This is a genomic window from Paludibacillus litoralis (genome assembly GCF_037646705.1).
GTDB lineage: Bacteria > Pseudomonadota > Alphaproteobacteria > Rhodobacterales > Rhodobacteraceae > Pikeienuella > Pikeienuella litoralis.
The window spans coordinates 264,035-287,232 of sequence record NZ_JBBHER010000007.1 but is presented as its reverse complement, the minus strand read 5'-3'; the positions used below and the strand labels follow the sequence as shown (position 1 = coordinate 287,232).

General features: G+C 66.6%; 18 protein-coding genes. 9 read left to right on the top strand and 9 right to left on the bottom strand.

Annotated features, from left to right (window positions below; all coding sequences use genetic code 11):
- Positions 1 to 22 precede the first annotated feature (22 nt).
- The 7 genes from WG921_RS14200 to WG921_RS14170 all read left to right on the top strand — a co-directional run bounded on the left by WG921_RS14200 (position 23) and on the right by WG921_RS14170 (position 8,401).
- Positions 23 to 1,093, top strand: coding sequence for a BMP family ABC transporter substrate-binding protein (locus WG921_RS14200; RefSeq protein ID WP_340109951.1), 1,071 nt, complete (start codon positions 23 to 25; stop codon positions 1,091 to 1,093).
- A 104-nt stretch (positions 1,094 to 1,197) separates the two neighbouring features.
- A complete protein-coding gene (sseA, locus tag WG921_RS14195; RefSeq protein ID WP_340109902.1) occupies positions 1,198 to 2,049 on the top strand; it encodes a 3-mercaptopyruvate sulfurtransferase in 852 nt (283 codons plus the stop codon).
- Complete coding sequence (locus WG921_RS14190) at positions 2,046 to 2,585, top strand: GNAT family N-acetyltransferase (RefSeq protein ID WP_340109901.1); 540 nt, start codon at positions 2,046 to 2,048, stop codon at positions 2,583 to 2,585. Before sseA ends, WG921_RS14190 begins: the two co-directional genes overlap by 4 nt.
- Positions 2,586 to 2,907: 322 nt before the next feature.
- Positions 2,908 to 4,287, top strand: coding sequence for a phosphatase PAP2 family protein (locus WG921_RS14185; RefSeq protein ID WP_340109900.1), 1,380 nt, complete (start codon positions 2,908 to 2,910; stop codon positions 4,285 to 4,287).
- Positions 4,288 to 4,457: 170 nt separating this feature from the next.
- Complete coding sequence (hemN, locus tag WG921_RS14180; RefSeq protein ID WP_340109899.1) at positions 4,458 to 5,807, top strand: oxygen-independent coproporphyrinogen III oxidase; 1,350 nt, start codon at positions 4,458 to 4,460, stop codon at positions 5,805 to 5,807.
- 434 nt (positions 5,808 to 6,241) lie between these two features.
- Positions 6,242 to 7,042, top strand: a complete 801-nt coding sequence (locus WG921_RS14175) for a transporter (RefSeq protein ID WP_340109898.1) — start codon at positions 6,242 to 6,244, stop codon at positions 7,040 to 7,042.
- Positions 7,043 to 7,219: 177 nt separating this feature from the next.
- The gene (locus tag WG921_RS14170; RefSeq protein WP_340109897.1) at positions 7,220 to 8,401 is read left to right on the top strand and encodes a BamA/TamA family outer membrane protein; all 1,182 of its coding nucleotides are present in this window, start codon (positions 7,220 to 7,222) and stop codon (positions 8,399 to 8,401) included.
- Between the two features lie 214 nt (positions 8,402 to 8,615).
- Here WG921_RS14170 and WG921_RS14165 read toward each other — a convergent pair whose 3' ends face one another.
- The gene (locus tag WG921_RS14165) at positions 8,616 to 9,527 is read right to left on the bottom strand and encodes a PRC-barrel domain-containing protein (RefSeq protein WP_340109896.1); all 912 of its coding nucleotides are present in this window, start codon (positions 9,525 to 9,527) and stop codon (positions 8,616 to 8,618) included.
- Between the two features lie 205 nt (positions 9,528 to 9,732).
- Here WG921_RS14165 and WG921_RS14160 point away from each other — a divergent pair, with 205 nt between their 5' ends.
- Positions 9,733 to 10,905 carry a benzoate/H(+) symporter BenE family transporter gene (locus tag WG921_RS14160; RefSeq protein WP_340109895.1) on the top strand — a complete coding sequence of 391 codons (1,173 nt, stop codon included), beginning with the start codon at positions 9,733 to 9,735 and terminating at the stop codon, positions 10,903 to 10,905.
- Positions 10,902 to 11,372, top strand: a complete 471-nt coding sequence (locus WG921_RS14155; protein ID WP_340109950.1) for a GNAT family N-acetyltransferase — start codon at positions 10,902 to 10,904, stop codon at positions 11,370 to 11,372. The genes WG921_RS14160 and WG921_RS14155 overlap by 4 nt, the downstream gene beginning before the upstream one ends.
- 16 nt (positions 11,373 to 11,388) lie before the next feature.
- Here the strand turns inward: WG921_RS14155 and WG921_RS14150 are convergent, their stop codons facing one another.
- The 8 genes from WG921_RS14150 to WG921_RS14115 form a co-directional block, all read right to left on the bottom strand.
- The gene (locus tag WG921_RS14150) at positions 11,389 to 13,047 is read right to left on the bottom strand and encodes an electron transfer flavoprotein-ubiquinone oxidoreductase (RefSeq protein WP_340109894.1); all 1,659 of its coding nucleotides are present in this window, start codon (positions 13,045 to 13,047) and stop codon (positions 11,389 to 11,391) included.
- A gap of 120 nt (positions 13,048 to 13,167) precedes the next feature.
- Positions 13,168 to 15,369, bottom strand: a complete 2,202-nt coding sequence (locus WG921_RS14145) for a glycosyltransferase family 2 protein (RefSeq protein ID WP_340109893.1) — start codon at positions 15,367 to 15,369, stop codon at positions 13,168 to 13,170.
- A gap of 86 nt (positions 15,370 to 15,455) precedes the next feature.
- Entirely contained in the window at positions 15,456 to 17,666 is a 2,211-nt protein-coding gene (locus WG921_RS14140; RefSeq protein ID WP_340109892.1) for a 3-hydroxyacyl-CoA dehydrogenase NAD-binding domain-containing protein, read from the bottom strand.
- Positions 17,667 to 17,677: 11 nt separating this feature from the next.
- Positions 17,678 to 18,886, bottom strand: a complete 1,209-nt coding sequence (locus tag WG921_RS14135; RefSeq protein ID WP_340109891.1) for an acetyl-CoA C-acetyltransferase — start codon at positions 18,884 to 18,886, stop codon at positions 17,678 to 17,680.
- A 28-nt stretch (positions 18,887 to 18,914) separates the two neighbouring features.
- Positions 18,915 to 19,538 (bottom strand): glutathione S-transferase family protein, encoded by a 624-nt coding sequence (locus WG921_RS14130; protein WP_340109890.1) that lies wholly within the window; start codon positions 19,536 to 19,538, stop codon positions 18,915 to 18,917.
- A 64-nt stretch (positions 19,539 to 19,602) separates the two neighbouring features.
- Positions 19,603 to 20,757 carry an acyl-CoA dehydrogenase family protein gene (locus WG921_RS14125; RefSeq protein WP_340109889.1) on the bottom strand — a complete coding sequence of 385 codons (1,155 nt, stop codon included), beginning with the start codon at positions 20,755 to 20,757 and terminating at the stop codon, positions 19,603 to 19,605.
- A 151-nt stretch (positions 20,758 to 20,908) separates the two neighbouring features.
- The gene (locus WG921_RS14120; RefSeq protein ID WP_340109888.1) at positions 20,909 to 22,699 is read right to left on the bottom strand and encodes an acyl-CoA dehydrogenase C-terminal domain-containing protein; all 1,791 of its coding nucleotides are present in this window, start codon (positions 22,697 to 22,699) and stop codon (positions 20,909 to 20,911) included.
- A gap of 33 nt (positions 22,700 to 22,732) precedes the next feature.
- A complete protein-coding gene (locus WG921_RS14115) occupies positions 22,733 to 23,131 on the bottom strand; it encodes a MerR family transcriptional regulator (protein ID WP_340109887.1) in 399 nt (132 codons plus the stop codon).
- Between the last annotated feature and the right edge of the window lie 67 nt (positions 23,132 to 23,198).

The window sequence follows — 23,198 nt, the reverse complement described above, 5'->3', positions numbered from 1 at the left end:
GGAGGAGAGTGGAATGAAACTGATGAAGATCATACAGGCGCTGGCGGGGGCGGCGGCGCTCGCGGCGTTCGGAACCGGCGCGTCGGCGCAGGACCCGCTGAAGGTCGGCTTCGTCTATGTCGGGCCGACCGGCGATTTCGGCTACACCCATGAACACGACGTCGCCCGCAAGGCGATGGAGGCGCATTTCGACGGCAAGGTCGAGACGACCTATGTCGAGAGCGTGAAGGAGGGCCCGGATGCGGAACGCGTGATCCGGCAGCTCGCGCAGTCGGGCCACGACCTGATCTTCACCACGTCCTTCGGCTTCATGAACCCGACGGTGAAGGTCGCCAAGCAGTTCCAGGATGTGAAATTCGAGCACGCCACCGGCTTCAAGCGCGCCGACAACATCTCCACCTATTCGGCCCGTTTCTACGAGGGGCGTTACGTCATCGGCCTGATCGCCGGCAAGATGACCAAGACCAACACGATCGGCTACATCGCCTCATTCCCGATTCCGGAGGTGGTGCGCGGCATCAACGCCGCCTATCTCGCCGCCAAGTCGGTCAATCCGGATGTCAAATTCAAGATCGTCTGGGCCAACACCTGGATCGATCCGGGCAAGGAGGCGAACGCCGCCAACACGCTGATCGAACAGGGCGCGGACATCATCATGCAGCACACCGACAGCGCCGCGCCGATGACCATCGCGGAAGAGAAGGGGATCAAGGCGTTCGGCCAGGCCTCGGACATGTCCGAATTCGGCCCGAACGCGCAGCTCACCGCGATCATCGACCGCTGGGCGCCCTATTACATCTCGCGGACGCAGGCGGTCCTGGACGGAACCTGGGAGAGCCAGGACACCTGGGACGGCTTCGCCCAGGGCATGGTCGCCCTCGCGCCTTACAACAAGGAGATGCCGAAGGAGGTGGTCGCGCTCGCCGAATACGCGAGGCTCGGCATCCAGCTTGGCAAGATTCGCCCCTTCACCGGCCCGATCAACAAACAGGACGGAACGCCCTGGCTCGCGGAAGGCCAGACCGCGACCGATGAGGAGCTTCTCGGCATGAACTTCTATGTCGAGGGGATCGAGGGCGCCCTGCCGAATTGAGGCGGGCGCGCCTTCCGAAAGACCCGGGCGCCGGCGTCCGGGCCTTTCGGATTGATCCCATCGTCCGCCACGCTTAAACCCTGAATGACGCAAGGGAGGATCGGATGCCGGAAAGCGACCCGCAGGTTCTGGTCAGCACAGCTTGGCTCGCGGACCATCTGAACGCGCCTGATGTGAAGATTCTGGACGGAACCTTGCGATTGCCGGGGCAGGGGGGAGATCCGCGCGCCGATTACGAAGCCGCGCATATCCCCGAGGCGCGCTTTTTCGATATCGACGAGATCTCCGATCAAAGCTCGCCCCTTCCGCATATGCTGCCGCCGGTGGAGAAATTCGTCGCCCGCGTCCGCGCGATGGGGATCGGGGACGGTCACCGCGTCATCGTCTACGATCAGGACGGGCTGTTTTCCGCCGCGCGGGTCTGGTGGATGTTCCGCGTCTTCGGGCACTCGGACGTTCTGGTGCTGGATGGCGGGTTGAAAAAATGGCTGGCGGAGGGGCGGCCGGTGGACGACATGCCGCCGCCGCCGCGTGAACGCCACTTCACCGGCCGAAAGGACGCCTCTCTCGTCCGCGACGTGACGCAGGTCGCCGCGGCCCTGAAGCTGGACGAGGCGCAAGTGCTCGACGCGCGCGCCCCCGGCCGGTTCCGCGGCGACGAGCCCGAACCCCGCGCGGGCCTCCGCGCCGGGCACATGCCGGGCGCGAAGAATCTTCATTACGCGGCCCTTCTCAATCCTGACTCGACCATGAAGTCGGTCGAGGAGACGCGCGCGCTTTTCGAGGCGGCGGGCGTCGATCTCGCCCGTCCGGTGATCACCACCTGCGGCTCCGGCGTCACGGCCGCGATTCTCTCGCTCGCCCTCGCCCGGCTCGGCCATCGGAAGACCGCGCTTTATGACGGCTCCTGGTCGGAATGGGGCGCCTATCAGGACCTGCCGGTCGCGCGGGGATGAGCGCCAGGGAGCAACGCTGGCTGGACTACACGGTCACCTATCTCGAGATGCGCGCGCCGCCCCAGGGGCCGCAGCCGCCGGCGCCCTCGCTCCACGGGCTCGCGCTGATCCGCGCTGAGGATCCGCCGCCGCGCTGGTTTCTCCATCTCTACGACAGCGTCGGCGCCGAGTTCGAATGGACGGACTGGCGGCGACGGCCGGAGGCGGACCTCCGCGCCTTCATCTCCGACCCCGACGTCGCGCTCTTCACCATGATGCTCAAGGGCTGGTCGGCCGGATTTTTCATGCTCGACTGGCGGCGGGCCGGCGTCTGCGAGCTTTCCTATTTCGGCCTCGCGCCGGAGGCGCGCGGCCTCGGGCTCGGCCGCTGGCTTCTGGCGGAGGCGCTCCGCGCCGGATGGGAGCGGGAAGGCGTGCGCCGGATGACGGTGGAGACCTGCTCGCTCGACAGCCCCCGCGCGCTGCCGCTCTATCAGCGTATGGGGTTCGCGCCGGTCCGGCGTGAGAAAAAGCGAAGACTCGCCAGCGCGGGTTAGGCCCTTCGCCAACGCCGCCGCGCCGTCTCCGACGGCCAGATTGCAAAGGCGCGCGCCATCCGGTTATCTGGCCCGCAGAAGACCGGCGTCGCCGAGGCCGCCGCCCCAGCATCAGGCGCGCGCATCGTGTTCAGGCAGGGGTTTCAGTGCCCGACTCCCTCGACCAGTCGCCGCCATCGCTCCAATCGTTCGGGACCCGGGTTTTCTGGGCGCGGGCCCTCCTCGCCCTGCCGGAGGCCGCCGTCTTCGCCAGCGTTCCGGCGCCGGGGACTTGGGCGGCGAGCGCCGACGAACTGCGCGCCTGTCGCGCCGCGCGGCGCCGATGCTGACCGAAATCCTGAACGCCCTCGCGCGGCGGGTGATCGAGCGGCGTCCGAAGATGTCCGCTTTCATGGCGGCGCGTCTCGACACCGCGCAGTTTGCGGGTCTTCCCTCGACTCTCCTCGCGGGGCTCTTTCTCTGCGTCCTCGGGCTCTATCTCCATTCGGTTCACGCCTTTCTGAGCGCGCCCGGCGTCACATCCGCCGACATGCGCATCGCCAATCTGCTCTACGCGCTTCGGGACGAACGGCTCATCGCGGTCTTTGAATGGATCACGTCTCTGGGCGCGTGGGAGGTCGTCGTCGCGATGCTGGCGGGCGCGGCCGCCGCGCTCCGACTTCTGCGCCGCGATCGCCTCGCCATCGGGCTCTGGCTCGTCGCGGCGGGGAACCAGCTCTCCGTGACGCTTCTCAAGGGCTTCTTCGCCCGGCCGCGCTCCACGCTCGGCTACCTCGCCGAGACGTCGGGCAGCTTTCCGAGCGGGCATGCGGCGGCCGCCGTCGCGATCTGGGGAATGCTGTTCTACGCCGCGTGGCGGGCGCGGCTGGCGCCGGCCGCCCTAGCGGGGCTGGCGGCGATCACGATGGCCCTCCTGATTGGCGTCAGCCGTATCTATCTGATCGAACACTACATCTCGGACGTGCTCAACGGCTACCTTGTCGGGGGCATGTGGTTGATCGCCGGAATCGCATTTTGCGAATGGCGGCGGACAACCATACACGTCGGAGTCCCACGCCGACGGCGCCTTGCGGCGCTCGGCGTCCTCTCGCTGACAATCACCGTCGCGCTCTATCTGGCGTCGACCCATTCGCGGCCGTTGAACGCGGGCGCGGCGGCTCCGGCGATCACAGTCAGCGGCCCGATGGCCATCTTCACGTCGGAGGCGGCGCCAACGGCCACCGAGACGCTGACCGGCGATCCACGCGAACCGATCGGTCTTGTCGTCGCCGCGCCGGATGCGCAGGCCATCAGCGCCGCCATGCAGGGCGCGGGCTGGATTCCCGCGCCAAAACTCGGGCTCGGCGTTTTGTCCCGCGCCTTCTGGGCCGAATGGACCGGCGCGCCGCCGCCAGGACCGCGCGTCATTCCGACGTTCTGGAACGACCGCCCCAGCGAGCTTGGGTTCACGGCCCCGGACGGCGGGGCCGGCGGCGGCCCGCCGCTTCACGCCCGGTTCTGGCGGACCGGCTATCGGACGGAAGGCATGCCCGTCTTCGTCGGGTCGCTGACATCCGAAGGCCCGGTCGGGCGGGCCATCGGCGCAAGACGCGCGGCGCTATTGTCCGCATTGAGACCATCGGGCCTCATCGCCCTGCCGGTTCAACAGCGCCCGCCCCGCCCCCGGCCAGCGTCGAAGGGCGGTCTCGACCGTTCGCCGTGACGCGAGAAGCCACGAAATCAACCGGCGCGCCTTGCGGGGGCCACCGAAACATATGCGACAAAACGCTTTGCGCCGCGTCGGGCGTCGCTGGCGTTTCGGGTGTAGGTTCAGGGCGTGGCGGGCGCACCCGCCTGCGGATTCACGACCATCCCGATCCGAAAGGCCCACCGATGGACTCCGTCTTCGACCGCTACGCGCGCCGCGCCGTTCCGCGCTACACCAGCTATCCGGCGGCGCCGCACTTCCGGAAGGATTTCCCCGAAGCAACCTATCGCGACTGGCTCGCGCGGCTGGCCCCCGCAGACCCCGTTTCGCTGTACCTGCATGTCCCGTTCTGCCGAAAGATGTGCTGGTATTGCGGCTGCAACATGAAGCTGGCCGCCCGGTATGAACCGGTGGGCGAATACGCGGACGTGCTGCGAAGGGAAGCGGCGTTGACCGCCGAGGCGCTTCCCGGGCGGATGACGGTGGGGCATCTGCACTGGGGCGGCGGCACGCCCACGGCGCTCGATCCTGACGATCTGGCGCGGGTCATGGACGAGATTTACACACGGTGGACGTTCGCGGCGGATGCGGAAATCGCCATCGAGAGCGACCCGCGCACGCTGACCGCCGAGATGGCCGCCCGGATCGGCGCGCTGGGCTTCACCCGCGCCAGCTTCGGCGTGCAGGAGTTCGATCCGATCGTTCAGGACGCGGTCAATCGCGTGCAGCCCCCGGACATGGTGCGAAGATCAGTGGATCAGTTGCGCGCCGGAGGCGTCGCGGGCGTGAACTTCGATCTGATCTACGGCTTGCCGCACCAGACAGTGGAGAGCCTGGTGAACACCGTGCGCATATGCGCGACGATGCGGCCGGATCGCGTGGCGCTGTTCGGATACGCGCACGTTCCCTGGATCGCCAAGAATCAACGCATGATCGACGAGACCGTCCTGCCGGGCCCGGCCGCGCGCGCCGCCCAGGCCGAGGCGGCGGCGGCCGCGCTTGTGGCGGAGGGATATGTCGCGATCGGTCTGGACCATTTCGCGCTGCCTGAGGATTCACTCGCGATTGCGGCGCGGACCGGGACGCTGCGCCGAAATTTCCAAGGATACACGGCCGATCGCGCAACCACGCTGATCGGCATGGGCGTCACGTCGATCGGGCGCACGCCATCGGGCTACGCGCAGAATATCGCCGAAACCGGCGCGTGGGGGCGCGCGGTGACGCGGGGGAGCCTGCCGGTGGCCAAGGGCCTGACGCTCAGCGACGACGACAGATTGCGCGCCGACGTGATCGAGCGGCTGATGTGCGCCGGCGAGGTCGACACCGCCGCCATCGGCCGGGCCCATGGCGCCCCGGACGGATGGGCGGCGGCCCCCCTCGCCGCGCTCGGGGAAATGGAGGCCGACGGCCTCGCCGTGCTGTCTGGGGGGCGGGTGCGCATGACGGCGCGGGGCCGACCGCTGGTGCGCGTGGCCGCCGCGGCCTTCGACGCTTATCTGCCCGCCGGCGCGGCGCGTCACTCCGTTGCGGTCTGAACCGGGTGTCGACGCCGCGGGCGGACGCAGGGCCTTGGCGCTGAAAGTGACGGCGGGGGCGGTAGGCGGCGCGCTCATCCCGGTCATGCGCAGCCCCGCGCCCGCCTGTCTCGACAGGGTCGCGCCACGATCCCGCGCATGAACCGCTCCTTTCGGGTCGGCTCGGGAGCCGGATTCCCCCCCCCCAGCCGAAAAATGGCGTTTGACGGCCCGTTTTTATCACTGTCATGATGCGCTTCGGAATGGAGCCCATGCGCGCCGCTGGAATCAGAGGACCGGAGCGCGCTCGAACACCCGGATAACGGGAGGGCGCGACGAGACTCTTCTGACAGCGTTCGTCGTGGATTTCATGCCCACATCAAACTTGAATACGATCAATACGAAAACGACACAGCCGGCTCGACATCAGATATACCCTTAATAAGGATCAATTCGTGAAGCACACCGCGCTATTTACAGCCATTTTATTTACAGCAGGCCTTGCATCAGAGGCTATGGCGCAATCGACCGACGCCGCCAAACTGTCCAAGCAATTGTCGAATCCGCTCGCCAGCCTGATCAGCGTGCCGATCAAACTGGACTACAATTCAGGATTTGGAGCCGATAACGGCGACCAGACGGTGATGACCGTCCAACCTGTCATCCCGTTTTCGATCAGCGAAAACTGGAACGTGATTTCCAGAACCATCGCGCCGATCGTCTTTCAGGACGACATCGTTCCCGGGGCCGGCCACCAGAGCGGCTTTGGAAATATCACCCAAAGCCTGTTCTTCTCCCCCAAGGCCCCGACCGCAGGCGGTGTGATCTGGGGCGTCGGGCCGATATTCCAGATCCCCACGGCGGCGGAGCGTATCGCTCCGTCGGATTGGGGCGTCGGGGTCACCGGCGTCGTGCTCAAACAGACGGGTGGACTGACGTTTGGCGGGCTGGCCAGTCATCTCGAATCGGCGTCCGGCGGCGGCTTCGGGGATCAGTTCGAGGCCACCTACATGCAGCCCTTCATCAGCTACAGCACGCCGGAAGCCACGTCGTTCACGCTGAACGCCGAGGCGACCTATGAGTGGAACGCGAAGGAATGGTCCGTGCCGATCAATGTCCTGGTGGGTCAGGTCTTCAAGATCGGTGGTCAACATGTCCAGTTGAGCGCCGGCGCCCGATATTGGGCGGAATCGCCAGCCGGCGGCGCGGACGATTTCGGCCTGAGGTTTCAGATGACGTTTCTATTGCCGAAGTGACATGGACAGCCCCAGCAAAGCGGCGGCGCGCCAGGAAAAGGGATGGCCTGATCCGGTTGGTTTGACTTGAATTCAAGCGCCCACGTCCCGCATCAGGTTCCTTCACCGCGCGGACCGGCGTGCGCAGGCCTTTCGTTCGGTGTAGGACGCTCCGCGGCGGAGGAAAAGGGACGCGACGTGATTGAGGCATCGACGTTGACTGCGGTGATCGCAGGCCCTCCACGCCGTGACGTCTCGTCAAGGATGCCGCTGCGCGCCCTGCTCGCCATCGCCTCATGGGCGCTGCTTTCCTGCGCGACCTTCGCTCAGGAGGCTCCGTCGGAGCCGGGGTCCGCGCCGGAGTCGGCGTCGGAGTCGGCGAGCGAGCCCGGATTCAGGAATGGATCCTTTGTCCTCGCCCCGGTCCCGTTCCATAATCCGGCGCTCGATTCCGGATTGGCGCTCGGCGGCGCGTATCTTTTCGAGAGCGACGCCGAATCCGATACGTCGGCCGTCGGCGCCGGGGGCTTCAGGTCCTTGAACGGCAGCAGGGGGCTGGCCGCCGGGTTCAATCTGAATCTCGATTCAAACCGATGGAAGACCACGTTTCTGCTGGGCGATCTGGATCTGAATTACGACCTGTTTGTCGGAGGGGTCCCCGTTCCACTCAATCAATCCGCCAGGGGCGTGTCGGCGAAAGTTCTGTATGGGGTTGCGCCGGATCTGTGGTTCGGCGCGGCGCTCGCTTATGCGAAATCAACGATCCAGGGTGACGGCGGCGCGATCCTGCCGCCGTCTCTCACGCCGGATATCGATCTGGAGCTGCTGAAGGCCAGCCTGAATGGCGAATTCGACCGGCGCGACGACTCCTTTTACCCCACATCCGGACTTCTCGCCTCCGGAGATCTTTCCTTCGGCGCCATCCCCGACGGAATATTCCACGGGTATGGGCGAAATTACGTCAAGGGCGTCGCCAAGATATCCCGGTATTCAACGGTCTTCGGCGATGGCGTTTTCGCCTGGCAGGCGGTGGGGTGCGCCGTCTCGGATGAAGCTCCGTTTTTTGACGCCTGCGCGCTCGGCGGGACGGACAGCCTCCGCGGCTTTTCACCCACGGAATTTCTGGATGACGCGCTCTTTTCGGCGCAGGCGGAATACCGTGGCAGGATCAACCGTCGATTTGGCTATGTGGCCTTTGTCGGCGCCGGGTCCGTCGATGATGATTTCGTCAATGCGCTGACGTCTGATTACATGGTGGCTGGCGGGATTGGCGCCCGCATCCGGCTTTCAAGCCAGTTTCCGCTGGATTACGCCGTCGACGTTTCGCTCAATCAGATGGGCGAAAGAATCCTCTATATTTCCGTGGGTCAGAATTTCTGATCCGCATGGGCCGCCTGGGCGCCGGAAGCTCCTTCACGATCTCCATCACGACGCTTCCTTCCGGTCCATCAGCATGACCTCGCGCAAACAAAACGAGGCGCGAGCCATGATGGCGAGCCGATGACGCCGGGCGGCTTTGCGCATGAAAGCGCAGGGCGATACGAAAAGGCCCCCGAAGGGGCCTTTCCATTCTTTCGTCGACTGAAAGACGCGATCAGCTCTTCTTCTCGTAGATGGGCATCGCGTCGAGCTCTTCGCGGGTCTTGCTGACGATGACGCGAAGATCGTCGCCGCCCTCCATCTGCATCACCTTCACGTCGTCGAACGGCAGGAGCACCGCCTTCTCGCCCATGCCGAGAAATCCGCCCACGTCGACGATGACGTCCTTGATCCTGCCGTCATTGTTGACGATGAGATCGTCGATCTCGCCGACATTCTGGTCATCGGCGCTATAGGCCGCCGCGCTCCTCAACTCCTCCACCGTCACCGTCGTCATGTCGGCGTCGACCCATCTCGCCTGTTTTACGGCGGGAGCGTCCGCGGCGGAGGCGACCGCAGCGCCGCCGACGGCGCCGCCTGCGGCCGCACCGGCCGCCGCGCCCACCGCGGCGCCTTTGACTCCGTCCTTGGTCGCGGCGTCATCGGTCGTCATGCGCGCGGCGGAGCTCTCCGTCCCGGTCGCCGCGGTCTTGTCATATTCAGGGAGCGCCTCCAGCTCCTCGCGGGTCAGCGCGGAGACGACGAAAACATCATCCTGATCGTCAGCGTCCTGGATGAAGCGGAGCGTATCCATGTCCACCGCGACAGTGTGTTCGCCCATCCCGAGGAAGCCGCCGACATCGACGAGCACGGCCTCGACGCCGCCATCCTTGGACAGGACCACATCGTCGACTTCGCCGATATCCTCCCATTCGGCGTCAGCGTCGGCCATCGCCTCTTCGGTCGTGGTCTGACCGACATAGACCGTCCGGCCGACGAGATCGGTCGCCGTGATCTCGCCGCCGCCGATCACCGTCATGGCGGCCGCGTTCGACTCTGTGGCGGAGCCGGTCTGTGCGACGGCCGGCGCGAAGGCGGGCGCGCTCAGCAGACCAACGAGGGCGGTGGTTGCGAGTATGCGTTTCATATCGCTTTCCTTTCAAAAACCAGAGGCGGCCCGGCGCCGCCGTCCTGGGTGGTGGAACGGGGCGCGCCGGTGCTGGTTCCTGTTTCTCCGCAAGGATATTTTTCGCTCGCCCAGGAACGAATTCGGTCGAAACACGTTCGAAATTTTCGCGCGCAGCGGGCCTCACCCACTGGCGCCTCGACTCCGCTTCGCCCATAAATTCCCGATGATCCGCGACGTTTCCGCCTCCGCCCTGTTCATGGGCGCCCTCGCCGCCTTCGTCGGATTCGCATCCTCTTTCGCCGTTGTGCTGCAGGGTCTCCGCGCCGCCGGCGCGACCGAGGCCGAGGCGGCGTCGGGGCTGATGGCGCTTTCGGTGGCGATGGGGGTCGCGACGATCCTGCTTTGCGCGAAGACCCGGGTCCCGATCTCGATCGTCTGGTCGACGCCGGGCGCCGCGCTCCTCGCGACCACCGGCGCGCTCCCCGGCGGATTCGCCGAAGCCGTGGGCGCGTTTCTGATCTGCGGACTTCTTCTGGCGGCGACGGGGCTCTTCCGGCCGCTCGCGCGCCTGATCGAACGGATTCCCGCATCCCTCGCCTCGGCGCTTCTCGCCGGGGTTCTGCTCACGCTCTGCCTCGCGCCGTTTCAGGCCGTCGCCTTCAACCCGGCCTGGGGCGCGGCGATCCTCGTCGGCTGGGCGGTCGGCGGGCGGATCGGCCGGGTCTGGTCCGCGCCCGGCGCTCTGGCGGGGTTCGTTCTGGTTGTGATCTTCGGCGTGCGCCCGGAGGCGGGCGCCTTCGCCGCGGTCGGGGCCGCCGCGATCCAGTCGCCGGTTTTCACCGCGCCCGTCTTCACGTTCGCCGGCCTGATCGGCGTCGCGCTGCCGCTCTATGTCGTCACCATGGCGGGGCAGAACCTGCCGGGGGCGGGCGTCCTGAAGGCGCACGACTACCCCGCGCATGTTCCGCTGACTCTGTCCGTTTCGGGGCTCGCCACCGCGCTCGCGGCGCCTTTCGGCGCCCACGCCTTCAATTACGCCGCGATCACAGCGGCGATGTGCATGGGGGAGGAAGCGCACCCCGACCGCGCGCGGCGCTACTGGGCGGCCATCGTCTCCGGCGCATGTTATATCGGTCTTGGCGTCTTCGCAGGGTTCGCCACCGGCTTCGTCACGCTGGCGCCGACGATCCTGATCGAGGCTGTCGCGGGGCTCGCGCTGCTCACCGCGTTCGCCGGCGCGGCCTACGCCGCGTTCGCCGACCCGGAGGACCGCGAGGCCTCGGCGACAACCCTGCTCGCGACCGCCTCCGGGCTCAGCATCTACGGCGTCTCCGGCGCGTTCTGGGGTCTCCTCGCCGGCGCGGCGATCCACGGGCTGAAGCGGTGGCGGAGATGACGGTGTTTCGCGCGCCGACCCCCGCCGACGCCGCCGCGCTGGCCGCGCTCGCCGAGGACCTGCACCGCGCCGAGGGGGACCCGACCGGGAATTTCACCGCCGAAAAGGCGCTGAGGGACGTGATCGCGCCCGGCGCGCCGCTCTCGGCGCTGGTCGCGGAGGAGGCCGGGGCGCTCATCGGGTTCGCGTTCTGGCATGTCGCCTATGAAAGCGCCTATGCGATGCGCGGCGGCTATATCAGCGATTTCCACGTCGTCGCGGCGAAACGCGGCTCCGGCCTCGCCGGGACGCTGCTCCGCGCCGTCGCGCGGGCGGTCAAGGCCGAAGGCGGCGAGTTCATCTGGCTCACCGCCCATCGGACCAACGCGCGCGCGCGGGCTTTCTATCGCAAGCACATGGTCGAGGAGCCCGACCATGTGGTGCTCGAGTTCGCGGCGTGGGACCGGTTCGAGGCGCTGCTGAAATAGGCGCCCCCGCGCGCGCCTACATGTTCGGGTAGTTCGGCCCGTCGCCGCCCTGCGGCGTCCGCCATTCGATGTTCTGGCTCGGATCCTTGATATCGCAGGTCTTGCAGTGGACGCAGTTCTGCGCGTTGATCTGGAATCTCGGGCCGGAGCCGTCCTCGCTCTCGATCACCTCATAGACCCCGGCCGGGCAATAGCGCTGCGCGGGTTCGGCGAATTTCGGGAGATTCACGCCGATCGGGATCGACGGGTCCACCAGATGCAGATGGCAGGGCTGGTTCTCCTCGTGGTTCGTGCCGGAGAAGGCGACATTGGTCAGCCTGTCGAAGCTGAGCTTTCCATCCGGTTTCGGATAGTCGATCGGCTTGTGCTTCGCCGCCTCCTCCGTCGCGGCGGCGTCGGTTCCGCCATGGCGAAGCGTCCCGAACACGTTCAGCCCGAAGAGGTTCGCCGTCCACATGTCCAGCCCGCCGCCGACCAGCGACGCGACCAGCCCGAATTTCGACCAGAGCGGCTTCACGTTCCGGACCCGTTTCAGATCCTTCGCGATCGGGCCGCTGCGGACGTCGGCCTCATATTCGGTCAGCTCATCGGATGCGCGCCCGGCGCCGATCGCGGCGAAAGCCGCCTCCGCCGCCGCCTTGCCGGACAGCATGGCGTTATGGTTGCCCTTGATGCGCGGCACGTTGACCATCCCCGCCGCGCAGCCGAGAAGCGCCCCGCCCGGGAAGACCAGCTTCGGCAGCGACTGCCAGCCGCCCTCGCTGATCGCGCGGGCGCCGTAGGCGGTGCGTTTGCCGCCCTCCAGAACCCGCGCGATCATCGCGTGATGCTTGAAGCGCTGAAACTCCATATACGGGAAGAGATACGGGTTCTTGTAATTCAGGTGGACGACGAAGCCGACGAGAACCTGATTATCGTCCATATGATACATGAAGGAGCCGCCGCCGGCGGCGCCGCCAAGCGGCCAGCCCATCGTGTGCGTGACCTGCCCCGGGCGGTGATGCTCAGGCTTCACCTCCCAGATCTCCTTCATGCCGAGCCCGTATTTCTGCGGCTCGTGGCCATTGGAGAGGCCGAATTTCGAGATCACCTGCTTCGAGAGCGAGCCATGCACGCCCTCCGCCAGCATCACGTATTTCCCGAGCAGCTCCATGCCCGGCTCGTAGCTGTCGCCCTTGGTTCCGTCCTTCTCGATGCCGAACTCGCCCGCGACGACGCCCCTCACTTCTCCCGCCTCGCCATAGACGAGCGCGGAGCACGCCATCCCCGGGAAAACCTCCACGCCCAGCTCTTCGGCGTGTTCCGCCATCCAGCGGCAGACATTGCCCATCGAGACGACGAAATTGCCGTGATTGCTCATCAGCGGCGGCATCGGAAAGTTCGGCACGCGGAATCCGCCGGCTTCGCCAAGGATATAGAACCGGTCTTCGGTCACCGGCACGTTCAGCGGCGCGCCGCGCTCCTTCCAGTCGGGGATCAGCGCGTCGAGGCCGGTCGGGTCCAGCACCGCGCCGGAAAGGGTGTGCGCGCCGACCTCGGACCCCTTCTCCAGAACCACGACGGAGATATCGTCGCCGCCAAGTTGCTTCAGACGGATCGCCGCCGCGAGGCCAGCGGGCCCTGCGCCGACGATGACAACGTCATATTCCATCGATTCGCGGCTGATCTCGCTCATTGAATGCGCCCCTTGGTCACTTTTGCGGCTTCAGGTCAGGTGTTTGTTCTAGGTTCCGGGGCGGGTATGGGTCAATCACGGCGTGGGGCGCGCTCCACCAATGCGGCCTTATGTCGGCGCTCACCGGAAGCGCGCGATTCCGCCTTTCACCCGCCTGTAAACGCGGAGAGCCGTTGAAGGCGTCTCCGGCGCCGCCTTCGCCGCCGCCGCCATCTCCATCGCGGACACCGCGCAGTCCACGAGCCGAGGGTCGATGGTCGCGTCGCGCGCGGCGCCCGCCTCCTCCCGGTCCAGATCGGCGCGCCACCGCTCCGCCATCGGCGCGCAGCCGTGCGCCGCCAGAAAGCCCGATGACGCCGTCTCGAATTTCCGGATCAGGGCCCGGCGCGTCGCGAAAGACAGCAGCGAGCCGCCGCTTTCGGCGCCAAGCTCGGAGGATTCCCGGAGAAACACGCCGAGCGCGCGCATCTTCTGGCCGCGCGGCAGCGTCGAGCAGGCGATGGCGCGCGCGACGATCGTCTGCGCCGCGCCGGGCGATGCGTAGGTCGCGCCGCCGTCGACATCGGCGCCGGCGGGCGGCGTCAGCCCAAGCTCCCGATAAAACGCCGCGGCGAGGCCGCTCTCGCGCGCCGCGTCATAGGGGATCAGCCGAAGATCTCCGCGCGCGATCTCCGTCCAGCCGCCGAGGAGCGCTTCGAGATCCGTCAGCGAGGGCGCCGTCTCGAATGCGAACTGCTCGGGGCTCCGCCGCGCCCAATGCTTGGCGAGAAAGACGAGCTCCCGGTAATATCGGTCGATATAGGCGTCCGGCCGCCGGATCACCGCGAGGACCGACACTTTCGAGAAGAGCGTGGCCGCCTCGCGGGCCGCGGCGAAAAAGCCCGCGCGCTCATTGTTCTCGCCCAGAGGGAAGCTCAGGTTCTCGCTGCTGACGATCACCCGCCCGCAGCCGGACGCCGCGCATTCCGCCCGAAGCGCCGCGAAAGGAGAGAGATCGCCGCGCCGAAGCGCGGCGTAAAGCCCGACATGGCCCGGCGTCGCGTCGCCGCGCGGATTGTCGCGCACGCGCGCCAGAAACCCGGTTTCCGGGAAAAGGACGCCTTCGCCGCGAAGCCTCTCCCGGTCGCGCTCCAACGCGCGCTGGATATGGGTGGTGCCAGTCTTGTGGAGCCCGACATGCAGGACAAGCTCCGCCGCCAGCGGGGCCGGCTTCGGCGCCGCCCAGTAGTCCGGGGCGATGTCGAGCGATTTTCGCCACCTGTGCAGATCGGCCCAGCGGCCGGCCTGCGTCGCCGCGAACGTCTCGGCGAACATGGCCCGCGTGACCGGACGGCGGCCGCGCAGAGCCTTGCCGACGCGCGAGAACGGGATCGAGATCCGGTCCGCGAAGATCCGGCGGGAAAACCGCACATCCTGAAAGGCGGCCTGCAGCCGCGCCCGCGCCCCGTCGAGCTCAGGCGTCTCCGCCGGATCGCGCGCATAGAGGTTCACGTCCCAGATCAGCCGGTCGATCGAATGGGCCGCCTCGCGCAGCAGGAACATCGCATCGCCGCCCGCGGCGACATGCGCCTTCGCCAGCGCCATGCATTTCACCACAAGCTCGCATTGCAGCGCGACGCTTTCGAGCCGCTTCGCGCTCGTGGTGATCGAGCCCATGCGCCGCCGCCAGATCCGCGCCGGCGCGCTGGTGAAACTGATCGTCTCCGCCTTCGTCACCGCCTCCAGCACGAACAGGCGGTCCTCATACATGCGTTGCGCCTCATCGAAGCGCACCGCCCGGTCGCGGAGGAACTCCCGGCGATAGAGCGAACACCAGGAGGAGACGATATACTGCGCCTCCGGCGCGCGCTTCAGAGTCGTGTTCACGACATCGCGGGAAAACAGGAGCGCATCACGGCGGAGAAGCCTCGGATGCGTCTGATCGACCTGCAGGATCATCGTCGGCGCATGGGTGATGTCAGAGCCCGCCGCCGCCGCCCGGCTCAGGTTCGCCGCCAGCCCGCCCTCGATGAAGACGTCATCCGCGTCGAGAAACGCGATGAACGCCTTCGTCGCCAGATCCATGCCGGTGTTCCGCGCCGCCGAAAGCCCGCGATTGACGGCGTGGCGCGCCACACGGATCGAGTGGCGGGCCGAGACGTCGGCGAGGAAGGCGTCGCTCTCCTCGCCCGGGTTGTCGTTGACGACGATGATCTCCAGATCGTCGATCGGCTGGCGCCGCGCCGAGCGGAGCGCGTCCTCGAGATAGGCTTCATCCCTGTAGAACGGGATCACCACCGAAACGGAGGAGGGGTGCGCGCCCGGAGGCGTCTTCTCTGACATTCTGGATCAAGAGCTCCGGGCTGAGGGCCGGGACCGGTTGCCATGGGAGCCCGCGCCGCGTCAAGCGCGGCGCGGGCGGTCGATGTTCAGGCGGCCTGCGCCGCGCCGAAGCGCCCATAGAAGCTCTCGCCCCGATCCGCGATTTCGCGCAGAAGCTTCGGCGCGTTGAACCGCGGCCCGTGCTTTTGCGCGAGGGCGTCGCAGATCCGAACAACCTCCTTGGCTCCAAGCATGTCGATCCAGGAGAACGGCCCGCCGGACCACGGCGCGAACCCCCAGCCGAGAATCGCGCCGACATCGCCCTCGCGGATATCCTCGAGCACGCCTTCCTCCAACGCCTTCACCGCCTCCAGAGCCTGCGAGAGCATCAGCCGATGCTTGACCTCGGTCACATCCGGCTGAACCTCCGCGCGCGGAAACCGCTCCTGCACGCCGCGCCAGAGCCCGGTGCGTTTGCCGGCTTCGTCATAGTCGTAATAGCCCGCCTTCGCCTTCCGGCCGAGCCGGCCGGCGTCGAACAGCATCTGCACCACGTCATCGCCGGGATTCTCGGGATAGGCCGCGCCCATCGCCGCCTTGGTCGCGCGCATGATCTTCTCGGCGAGATCGATCGAGGTTTCGTCGCCAAGCTGGAGCGGGCCGAGCGGGAAGCCGAGCTGCTTCGCCGCGTTCTCGATCAGCGCGGGTTCGATCCCCTCCGCGACCATCCGCGCCGCCTCGCCGCCATAAGGAATGATGCAGCGATTGGCGTAGAAAAAGCGCGCGTCGTTGACGACGATCGGCGTCTTCCGGAGCTGGCGGACGAAATCCAGCGCCTTCGCCACGGCCTCGTCGCCGGTCTTCTCGCCCTTTATGATCTCGACCAGCATCATCCGGTGAACCGGGCTGAAGAAATGGATGCCGATGAAGCGCGCGGCGTCGCGGCTCGCCTTCGCCAGTTCGGTGATCGGCAGGGTTGACGTATTCGTGGCGAAAATCGCGCTCGAAGGGATCTCGGCTTCGGCCAGTTTCGTGACCTCCGCCTTGACGCCGGCGTCCTCGAACACCGCTTCGACGACCAGATCGGCGCCCGCCAGCGCCGCGTAATCCGGCGTCGCCGCGAGGCGCGAGAGGATCTCCTCCCGCGCGTCCAAAGTCAGCCGCTTCTTCTTCACGTCGTCGTCCAGAAGCCCTTCGATCGTGGCGCGGCCCTTGTCGGCGGCCGCCTGATCGCGGTCCATCAGCACGACGTCGATCCCCGCGCGGAGCGAGACATAGGCGATGCCGGCGCCCATCATCCCGGCGCCGAGCACGCCGAGCTTCTTCACCTTCATGTCCGGCACGCCTTTCGGGCGCACCGCGCCTTTCTCCAGCGCCTGCTTGTTCACGAAAAGCGAGCGGATCATCGCCGCCGAGGTCGGGTCGAGCATGACTTTGGTCATCCACCGCGCCTCGATCCGAAGCGCGGTGTCGAAATCGACCTGCGCGCCCTCGTAGATCGCGCTGATCAGCGCCTTCGGCGCGGGATACGCGCCCTGCGTCCGGCCATGGATCATCGCGACGCCGCCCGCCATGAGGGGGTACCCGGCCGGATGATAGGGGCCGCCGCCCGGCATCTTGTAGCCCTTCGCATCCCAGGGCTTCACGAGATCGGCCGGTTTCGCGGCGAGGACCCAGGCCTTCGCCTCGGCGAGAAGCGCGTCCGGCGCGGTGACCTCGTCGATCACGCCGGCGGATTTCACCGCCTTCGGCGCCATCATCTTTCCCTCGATGAGAAAGGGCGAGGCGGCCATCAGCCCAAGCATCCGGAACAGCCGCGTCGCGCCGCCGGCGCCCGGAAAGACGCCGACCTGAATCTCCGGCAGGCCGATCTTCGCCTTCGGATTGTCGGCGGCGAACCGGCGATGGCAGGCGAGCCCGAGCTCAAGCCCGATCCCCGCCGCCGTGCCCGGCGCCGCCCAGGCGACCGGCTTGCCGCCCTTTTTCGTCTTGAGGTCCATCCCCGCCAGTTCGATCTTTCGCAGGAGGCGATGAATCCGCATCACCATCCCGAAGATCGCCTCCGCCGGCGCGCGCCCCGCCGCCTCGGCGGCGGCCCGGGCCTCGCCGAGCAGATTGAGATCCATGCCGCCGGCGAAATCGGCCTTGGCGGACGTGAGGACGATCCCCTTCACCGCGTCATCGCCCAGCGCCGCGTCGAAGGCCGCGTCAAGCTCCTCGATCCCGGCTTCGGTCAGCACGTTCATCGACGCGCCGGGAAGGTCCCAGGCGATGGTGGCGACGCCGTCCGCATCCACATCATATTTGAAAATGGCCATGGTCGCTCTCCTTACACCCGCTCGATGATGGTGGCGGCGCCCATGCCGCCCGCGACGCAAAGCGTGGCGAGCGCGGTCGCCTTGTCGGCGCGCTCCATCTCATCAAGCGCGGTTCCGATGAGCATCGCGCCGGTCGCGCCGAGCGGATGCCCCATGGCGATGGCGCCGCCGTTCACGTTCACCACGCCATCATCCAGCCCGAAATGCCGCATGAAAAGAAGCGGCACCGCGGCGAAGGCCTCGTTCACTTCGAAAAGATCGATATCCGTGATCGCCATGCCGGAGGATTTCAGGATCTTCTCCGTCACCGGAACCGGCCCGGTCAGCATGATCGCCGGCTCCGAGCCGATCCGCGCCGTCGCGCGGATCCGCGCGCGCGGTTTCAGACCCAGCCTCTCGCCCGCCTCCTTCGAGCCGACCAGAACCGCGGCGGCCCCGTCGACGATGCCGGAGGAGTTGCCGGCGTGATGAACGTGGTTCACCCGCTCGATCTCCGGGTAGCGCAGCATCATCACCTTGTCGAAGCCGGGCATCACCTCGCCCATATCCTTGAAAGACGGTCTCAGCGCGCCGAGCGCCTGCATGTCCGTCTCCGGCCGGATGGCCTCGTCCTGATCGAGAATGACGAGCCCGTTCTGGTCCTTCACCGCGAAGACCGATTTCGCGAACCGGCCGTCCGCCCGCGCCTTCGCCGCCCGTTTCTGGCTCTCGACCGCGTAAGCGTCCACATCCTCGCGCGAAAAGCCGTATTTCGTCGCGATCAGGTCGGCGGAGACGCCCTGCGGCGCGAAATAGGCCTTCATCGCCAGATAGGGATCGACCGCCAGCGCGCCGCCGTCGGAGCCCATCGGCACCCGGCTCATCATCTCGACGCCGCCGGCGACGTAAAGCTCGCCCGCGCCGCCCTTCACCTGATTGGCGGCGAGGTTCACCGCCTCCATGCCCGACGCGCAGAACCGGTTGATGTGCAGCCCCGGAACCTCATGGCTCCAGCCGGCGTAAAGCACGGCGGAGCGCGCGAGGCACGCGCCCTGCTCGCCGACCCCGGTGACGCAGCCGAAGATCACGTCCTCGACGAGGCTGTCGTCGAGATTGGTCCGCGCCTTCAACTCGTTCAGCGTCTCCGCGGCGAGGCGAACGGCGGTGACCTCGTGAAGGGCGCCGCCCTTGCCCTTGCCTCTCGGGCTCCGGACGGCGTCGAAGATATAAGCGTCGGTCATGGCGGCTCCTTCAAAGAGGATGGCCGCGCTATTCGCGCGGCATCAGATCATAGGGGTGTTTCCAGCCGGGCAGCGCCTCGATACGGCTCAGCCAGGCGTCGATATGCGGCCAGTCCTTGCGCTCGAACCCGAAAGGCTCCGGGTAGAAGAGATAGCCGCAGCAGGAGAAATCGGCGTTGGTCGGCCTGTCGCCGACCAGCCAGCCGCGGGTCGCCAGCGCCGTGTCGAGCGTGGCGTAGGCCCCCTTGAGACGGCCCTGCAGGAAGGCGATGACATCCGCCGAGCGTTTCTCCTCAGGCAGGAAATTCATCAGAAAGCGCGCGACCCCCGTCATCGAGGACATCTTGTGATTGTCCCAGAGCACCCAGCGCAGCACGTCGCGCCGCTCTTCGGGCGTCTCGCCGCAAAACTTTCCGGACCGCTCCGAGATATAATCCTGAATCACGCCGGACTGGGTGAGCTTCACATCGCCGTCGACCAGCACCGGCGCCTCGCCCATGTCGTTGATCTCGGCCCGGTATTCCGGCGCCCGCGTCGCGCCCTTGAAGAAGTCGACGAAGATCGGCTCCCACGCCAGCCCCGACAACTCAAGCGGCAGCGCCGCCTTGTAGCAGTTGCCGCTTTCTCCGAAGCAGTAGAGCTTCATCGCCATTCCCGGTCCCCTCATGTTCAGGTCTGCGCCCGGCGCGCGGCCGGGCTTTCATGCGACAGGCGCGTCAAAGCTTGCGCGAGATCAACTCTTTCATGATCTCGTTGGTGCCGCCATAGATGCGCTGCACGCGCGCGTCGGTCCACATCTCCGCCACGTCGTACTCCATCATGAAGCCGTAGCCGCCATGAAGCTGGACGCAGTCGTCAAGGATGCGGTTCTGCAGATCGGTGGTCCAGTATTTCGCCATCGCCGCGGTCTCGACCGAAAGCTCCCCCTTCAGGTGAGCCTCGATGCATCGATCGAGGAATGCGCGCGCGACGACGGTTCCGGTCTTGCATTCGGCCAGTTTGAACTTGGTGTTCTGGAAGCCGATGATCGGCTGGCCGAAGGCTTCGCGCTCCTTGCAATAAGCGATGGTCTTGTGGACCGCGCCCTCCATCGCGCCGACGGCGCAGCAGGCGATCAGGAGCCGCTCCTGCGGAAGCTGGCCCATCATCTGGTAAAAGCCCTTGTTCTCTTCGCCGCCAAGAACATTCTCCGGCGGAACCGGCACATTGTCGAAGAAAAGCTCGGACGTGTCCGCCGCCTTCATCCCGACCTTGTCGAGATTGCGCCCGCGGCTGAAGCCCTCCGCATTCTCGGTTTCGACGGCGATGAGCGACGTGCCGCGCGCGCCCTCGTTCGGGTCGGTCTTGGCGGCGACGAGGATCAGGTTCGCGTGCTGGCCGCTGGTGATGAAGGTCTTCTGCCCCGAGAGCCGATAGCCGTTGCCGTCCTTCACCGCGCGGGTCTTGATGCTCTGCACGTCGGAGCCGGCCGAGGGTTCCGTCATCGCCAGCGCGCCGACGATCTCGCCGGTGGCCATTTTCGGCAGCCACCGCTTCTTCTGCTCTTCAGTGCCGCAGTTCAGAATGTAATGCGCGACGATGCCGGAGTGGATCGACTGGCCCCACGACGCGAGATTGACGCGGTTCTGGATCAGCGAGAGCACCGCCTCATGGCCGAAATCGCCGCCGGCCCCGCCGTATTCCTCGGGGATCGACGCGCAGAGAAGCCCGTTGTCGCCGGCCTCGTTCCAGATTTCGCGCTCCATGATGCCGGCCTTGCGCCAGCCTTCGGCGCGCGGGAGCCATTTTTCCGTCAGGAACCGCGTCGCGGCGTCCTGAAACATCACATGGTCTTCGTTCATCCAGTCGGATTTCAGGTTCTCGAATTGCATCGCCGCCGGGTTCCTTTTTCACGGCGCCCGGAGCGGGCGCGCCCTTATTTTCGCTGGAGCGGCTCCCCTGGTTCGCCGCTTCGCCGCAATTCTCCAGATACGCCCGCGAAGCGCAATCGCCCGCGCCTGTTTTTCACGCCGCGCCGGCCGGTCAGAACGCCGCCGCCGGCGGATCCATCACCGGCGCCGCCCCGGATTTGATCCGCGCGAGCCGCAATCCCGTCTCCGGCAGCGCCCGCGCCATGTAATACCGGCCGGTGCGGATCTTGTTCTCATAGAATTCCGCGTCCCCCGCGCCGGAGGCGAGGCCCGCCCGCGCCGCGACCGCCATGCGCGCCCACGCCCAGCCCATGATCACATGGCCGAAGAGATGCATGAAGTCGGAGGACCCGGCCAGCGCGGCGTTCGGATTCTTCATCCCCTCAGCGACGAAATACATCGCGGCGGCCTGAAGATCCTTGGACGCGGCCTTCAGCGGTTCGAGAAAATCGCGCGCAAGGTCTTCGTCATCCTTGTGCGCCTTGGCGAAATTCTTGATCGTCTCGAAAAAGCCCATCAGCGCCTGTCCGCCGTTGAGCCCGAGCTTGCGGCCGACGAGATCCAGCGCCTGGACGCCGTTCGCGCCCTCGTAGATCATCGCGATCCGGGCGTCGCGGACGAATTGCTCCACGCCGGTCTCGCGGATGTAGCCATGGCCGCCGAAGACCTGCTGGGCCGCGACCGTCATCTCGAAGCCCTTGTCGGTGCAGAACCCTTTCAGGACCGGGGTCAGCAGGCTGAGCAGCGCATCCGCTTCGGCGCGCTTCGCCTCGTCCTTGTGACGGTGGACCGCGTCGTTGATCTCCGTCGCGATCAGGAGCGCGGCCCGCGCGCCCTCGACGAAGCTCTTCTGGTCGAGCAGCATCCGGCGCACGTCCGGATGAACGATCAACGGGTCCGCCGGCTGATCCGGCGCCTCCGCTCCGGTGACGGCGCGGCCCTGAAGGCGCTCCTTGGCGTAGGCGGCGGCGGCCTGGTAGGCGGCGGCCGCCTGAAAGACGCCTTGCCCCGCCACATCGAGCCGGGCGTGATTCATCATCGTGAACATCGCCTGCAGCCCGCGGTTCGCCTCTCCGAGAAGATATCCGGTCGCGCCATCGTAATTCATGACGCAGGTCGGATTTCCGTGAATGCCCATCTTCTCTTCGAGATGGCCGCAGGAGACGCCGTTTCGCTCGCCCGGCGTCCCGTCCTCTTTCGGCAAGAATTTCGGGCAGATGAAGAGCGAGATCCCCTTCACGCCCTCCGGCGCGCCGGCGATGCGGGCCAGAACCAGATGGACGATATTGTCGGCGAGATCATGCTCGCCGGAGGAGATGAAGATCTTCTGGCCGGAGATCTTGTAGGAGCCGTCCTTCTCCGGGCTCGCCCTGGTGCGGAGCAACCCGAGATCAGTGCCGCAATGGGGCTCCGTCAGGTTCATGGTTCCGGTCCATTCGCAGGTCGCCAGCTTCGTCAGATAGGTCTTCTTCTGCGCATCGGTTCCATGCGTCTGGATCGCGCGGTAAGCGCCGAGCGTGAGGCCGGAGAACATCATGAACGCCATGTTGGCGGCGGAGTGATACTCGCCCGCCGCCGCATGAAGGACGCCTGGCAGGCCCTGGCCGCCAAAATCCGGATCGCACGCCAGCGAGGTCCAGCCGCCCTCCCGCAGGAGATCGAACGCCGCGCTGAATCCCTCGGGCGTTCGGACCACGCCGTTCTCCAGAGTGCAGCCGCGGTCGCCGACGGCGTTCAGGGGCGCCAGAACCTCCGCGCCGAGCTTTCCCGCCTCCTCCAGAACCGGCGAGGTGAGATCGGGCGTCAACTCGGCGTAGCCTTCGATGTCGGCGTTATCCTGAACCTTCAGGACCTCGTGCAGAATGAAGAGATGATCGCTGGTCGGCGGCGTGTAGGTCGGCATGGCGGCGGGTCCCCCCCAGAGTTCATTCAGGGTTCATTCGGCGGCGTGTCTGGCGCTGCGTCCGGCCAGTTCGGTTTCAGTCTCGTCGATCAGAACCTGCAGTTCGCGCATCGCGTCCTCCAGCTCGTCGCGCTGCGCGCGGAGCCTTTCCATCTGCTCGCGCGCGTTGTTCACCCAGGTCGTCATCTGCGTGACTCCGCCATCGCCGAGATCATAGAGGTTAAGCCATTGCCGAATGGATTCCAGTGAAAAGCCGAAGCGCTTGCCGCGCAGGATAAGCTTCAGCCGGGCGCGGTCCCGGAGCGTGAAAATGCGGCGCTGCCCCTCCCGGATCGGCTTCAGCAGCTCCCGCTGCTCATAGAAACGCAAGGTTCGCGGGGTCACGCCGAACTCGGCGCACAGCTCGCCGATGGTGTAGGTCTGGTCGGTCATGGATTCGGCTCTCTCAGGTATGGGTTCCCGTCCGCTATATGTGACGTTAACGTAAACATCAAACAAA